This window comes from Arthrobacter sp. CAL618 (genome assembly GCF_000468215.1).
Classification (GTDB): domain Bacteria; phylum Actinomycetota; class Actinomycetes; order Actinomycetales; family Micrococcaceae; genus Arthrobacter_D.
This window is the reverse complement of record NZ_ASZW01000194.1, coordinates 10117-13869: the sequence shown is the minus strand read 5'-3', so window position 1 is coordinate 13869 and position 3753 is coordinate 10117. Positions and strand designations below refer to the sequence as shown.

The 3753-nt window shown below is 64.5% G+C and carries 5 protein-coding genes (2 of these 5 cut by a window edge); 4 read left to right on the top strand and 1 reads right to left on the bottom strand.

Annotated elements, in window-relative coordinates:
• A partial coding sequence (locus K728_RS0111765; protein ID WP_024476841.1) for a class I SAM-dependent methyltransferase occupies positions 1 to 958 on the top strand: 958 nt, incomplete at its 5' end.
• 209 nt (positions 959 to 1167) lie between these two features.
• Positions 1168 to 1605 carry a hypothetical protein gene (locus K728_RS0111760; RefSeq protein WP_024476840.1) on the top strand — a complete coding sequence of 146 codons (438 nt, stop codon included), beginning with the start codon at positions 1168 to 1170 and terminating at the stop codon, positions 1603 to 1605.
• 21 nt (positions 1606 to 1626) lie between these two features.
• On the opposite strand, the gene K728_RS0111755 is transcribed toward K728_RS0111760, so the two are convergent.
• Entirely contained in the window at positions 1627 to 2643 is a 1017-nt protein-coding gene (locus tag K728_RS0111755; protein WP_024476839.1) for a LacI family DNA-binding transcriptional regulator, read from the bottom strand.
• Between the two features lie 182 nt (positions 2644 to 2825).
• Between K728_RS0111755 and K728_RS22715 the strand changes: the two genes are divergently transcribed.
• Positions 2826 to 3753, top strand: partial view of a beta-galactosidase gene (locus tag K728_RS22715; RefSeq protein ID WP_443110973.1) — the 5' portion only. The gene runs 20 nt beyond the window's last position; only the first 928 of its 948 coding nucleotides appear in the window; the start codon lies at positions 2826 to 2828; its stop codon lies off the right edge, out of view.
• A protein-coding gene (locus K728_RS22710; RefSeq protein WP_337587500.1) for a beta-galactosidase crosses the window boundary here: on the top strand, positions 3721 to 3753 show its 5' portion. 1209 nt of this gene lie beyond the right edge of the window; only the first 33 of its 1242 coding nucleotides appear in the window; it begins with the start codon at positions 3721 to 3723; its stop codon lies off the right edge, out of view. Before K728_RS22715 ends, K728_RS22710 begins: the two co-directional genes overlap by 53 nt.

Below are 3753 nucleotides of genomic sequence, written 5' to 3'. Positions count from 1 at the left end.
CGAACGCTTCGTCACGGCTGGCCTTGAACGGGTCGCCGACCTGGGCTGCGGGATTGGTGCCGACGCGATTGCCCTGGCCAGCCTGGACCGCCAGGTCACCGCCGTGGAGCTCGACGAGACCACCGCCGCCGCCGCGACCATGAACCTGATGCCCTGGCCCAATGCGACTGTGGTGGGTGGTGACGCGGAGTCGTTCGACCTCACCGGGTACGACGGCGTCTGGCTGGACCCCGCCCGCCGTATCACCAGCACCTCGGGTACCACCCGGGTCTTCGACCCGGAGGCGTTTTCCCCTCCCCTGTCCTTCGTGGAGCGGCTCGCCGACGCAGGGACCCCGGTCGGGGTCAAACTGGGGCCCGGTATCCCCCACGATGCGGTGCCTGCCGGATGCGAGGCGCAGTGGGTGTCGGTCGATGGGGACGTCACCGAAGTGACACTCTGGTTCAACACCCTGAAGCGCCCTGACGTGCGCCGTTCCGCGCTGGTGATCAGTTCCCACGGCGCCGCAGAGCTCAATAGTGCAGCCGATTTCGACGACGAAAACCGCCCGCCGATCGGCGCCCCCGCAGGGTACCTCTATGAACCGGATGGCGCAGTGATCCGCGCCGGGCTGGTGGCCGACGTCGCACGTCAACTGGATGGCCACCTCCTGGATCCGCGGATCGCGTACATCTGCGCCGCGACGCTGCAGGAAACCCCGTTCGCCCGCGCCTACAAGGTGTTGAGCGTGATGCCGTACAACGTCAAGGCCCTCCGGACGTGGGTCCGCGAGAACAGCATCGGCGTGCTGGACATCAAGAAACGCGGTACCTCGGTGACCCCCGAAGAGCTTCGCAAGCAGCTCCTGGCCGGGGCGGGGAAGGCGCGGAAATCCGCCGGGAAAAAGAAGGCCACGCTGGTCCTCACCCGAATCGGTGAGGACCGGGTGGCGATCGTCGTCGAGCCCGCCACCAGCTAACTCGCCAGGAGCCCCACGCCCGTCATCGTCGCCTTCGTCATCTCGGTGGGCAACCTGGACATCCGTGTCCAACATCTTGTTCACCAACGCCCACGTTGACCCTTCCTGTCCAGCATGCTCACCGAGACGGTTGGAACGGCACACCGGACACCTGCAATCCGTCCGCCCCTGAGGCCTCAAACTGTCAGAGCCCGATGGGACAGTTGGGCATGGAAACGGACATTCCCCATATCGATGTCATTGTACGAACGTTCCTTCAGGACGTCAGTGCGGGCCGGAGCCACTCGGTCGGCGCACGCTACTACCGGGTGATGGCACACCTGTATTGCTATCTGGAGTCAGTCGACGCCGACGCGGTGCTGGGAACCGACGCTGGGACACTACTCGCCGCGGAGCGTGAGTTCCATCCGAAAGGTGCGTTCCTCCGGCTGTTCACTGCCCATGATCTGGTGTTCTGCCTGCCGGGCTTCCTTGACGACAGGTGGCTGATGACGTATCCGGCGGATGCACGCACCCAGATCAGCCTCACCGACCGACTGCTGCACTGGGTGCGGCACCGGTACCCGGATGACATGTTCTACTGTGCGTGCGGAATCCACGAGTGCACAGTGGCGATCAGGCGGGCCCGACGGCGTCTGCGGAGGTAAGGCCCGGCCGCGCCCGGCGACCTAGGCCGACCCCCGCCACATCACCGACGTCTCGAGCACTTCCGCGGGGCTCGGCAGCCCCCTGATCTGGGCCAGCACCAACTCCGCAGCCCGTTTACCCAGCAGATCTGCCGGCTGCCTGACCGTTGACAGCTGAGGCCGGCACCGCAGTGCCCAACTGCTGTCGTCGAAGCCGACAATCCCCACGTCCGCCGGGATCTGACGGCCACTTTCCTGCAGGGCTGTCATTGCCCCAGCGGCCACAGCATCGGATGCGGCAAAAACGCCGTCGAGGTCAGGGCGGCGCCTGAGCAGCTCCTGCATCCCCTCCAGCCCAAATCCATAGGTGTACAGCGGGTATTCCACCACCAGCCCGGGGTCAAACAAATCCCCCATCGCGGCCCTGAACCCGGCCAGCCGGTCCTGGCCAGAGTCCCGGTCAAGCGCGCACGCGATCATGCCCACCCGGGTCCGTCCAGTGGCCAGCAGCCGGGCGGTGATGGCCTCGGCGGCCGCTGCGTTATCGATCGCAACATACGGAATATCCGGGATTCCCGGTGGGTGTCCGACGAAGGCCGCAGGCACGCCAAGGTTCTTGACCGCCAGGGCAATCGGGTCGGAGGCCCGCGCGGACACGATCACCGCGCCATCCACCAGACCGCCCTGCATGTAGTCGGCAACCCTGCGGCTATCGCGTTCGGAGTCGATGATGAGGGAGACCAGCTGATAGTCGGCGGCTGACAACACCGCGTTGGCGCCCAACAGAATAGACCCGATGTTGGGGTCTTCGAACAGCAGCGAGTGAGGTTCGTGAATGATCAGTCCGATGGCTCCGGACTTTTGCCGGACAAGATTCCTGGCCACTGAGTTGCGCACATATCCGACCCGCAGGATCGCTTCTTCCACGGCGAGTTTCGCATCCTCGGAGACATAGCGTTCACCGTTGACAACCCGCGACACTGTCCCACGGGACAGCCCGGCAGCCGACGCAACATCATTGATGGTTGCCCTGCGGGTGCGCGTGCGCGTTGACTCCATACCTGTACTTTAGCTGAGCGCCTGCCTGCCCCCGTGGCCCGCCCCAGGGCCTCTCCCAGGCTGGCATCACACCGGCAGCCCAACAATCTCGTTGACAAGTAAATGTGACGTGCCTTACTCTGGGAACGTTCACAGAAGATCTCGAAGGTGAGTTCATTGCCGACTCTGGGAGCGTTCACAGAATGCTCCCAGATGCTCCGGCCGCCCTCGAGCCGAACGTTCACGAACGACGACGAGGAGCCGGGTTGAATTCGAGCAATACCACTGTCACGGATCTGTCCGGCAGCGGAGATCTGGTGTACGGCTGTGACTACAACCCTGAGCAGTGGGATCCAGCCGTGTGGCCCGAGGACGTCCGGTTGATGAAGGAGGCGGGAGTCAACCTCGCCGCGATCAACATCTTCGGCTGGGCCGAGCTGGAACCCGCCGACGGCATCCTGACGTTTGACCGGTTGGACGAGGTCATCGCGCTGCTGCATGCCAACGGAATTTCCGTGAACCTGGGAACCGGAACCTCATCCCCTCCCCCCTGGCTGACCGCTCAACACCCGGAGATCCTCCCGCAAATGGCCGACGGCACCCGGCGGTGGCCTGGTGGACGCCAGGCGTGGTGCCCCAGCTCCCCGGTATTCCGCGAGTACGCGCTCCGGCTGGTGGAACAGGTGGCACAACGGTACGGCAGCCACCCCGCGGTCACCGTATGGCACGTATCTAATGAACTGGGCTGCCACAACGCCCTGTGCTATTGCGACATTTCAGCCGCAGCGTTCCGTACCTGGTTGCAGCGCCGCTACACCACCGTGGAGGAGCTCAACCGGGCCTGGGGCACCTCGTTCTGGAGCCAGCGCTATTCGGACTGGGCGCAGATTCTCCCCCCGCGGGCCACCATTTCGGCCCTGAACCCGACCCAGGAGCTCGACTTTCAGCGTTTCAGTTCCGACGCGCTGCTTGACTACTACCAGGCTGAAGCAGCGGTGATCCGCGATCACAGTTCCATCCCCATCACCACCAACTTCATGGTGGCCGCCCACATCCGCAACCAGGATTACTGGTCCTGGGCCCCGGAGATGGACGTTATTGCCAACGACCATTACCTCGACCATCGGCTCG